This window comes from Burkholderia sp. SIMBA_051 (genome assembly GCF_046534915.1).
GTDB classification, from domain to species: domain Bacteria; phylum Pseudomonadota; class Gammaproteobacteria; order Burkholderiales; family Burkholderiaceae; genus Burkholderia; species Burkholderia ambifaria.
In genome coordinates, this window is sequence record NZ_JAWRXS010000997.1 from 1 (window position 1) to 230 (window position 230).

The window sequence follows — 230 nt, forward strand, 5'->3', positions numbered from 1 at the left end:
GGTGCTACGGCTGCACGGCTCGCCCGTGTACTTCCGCCGCAAAGGCCGCGGCCAATATCAGCGCGCGCCGGAAGAGCAGCTGAAGATGGCGCTCGCGTCGCTCGAGCGCAAGCGCCAGCAGGCGCTGGTGCAGGCGCAGTACGAAGAGGAGCTGAAGGAAGGCAAGCTGCCGCAAGCGTTCGCCGGCAAGGTGCTCGCGCTGCTGACGCGACCGGACAAGAATTCGATCG

At 67.0% G+C, this 230-nt stretch carries 1 pseudogene; it reads left to right on the forward strand.

Annotated elements, in window-relative coordinates:
• Positions 1-230: pseudogene (locus SB771_RS37480) on the forward strand (RNB domain-containing ribonuclease); the annotation flags it as partial.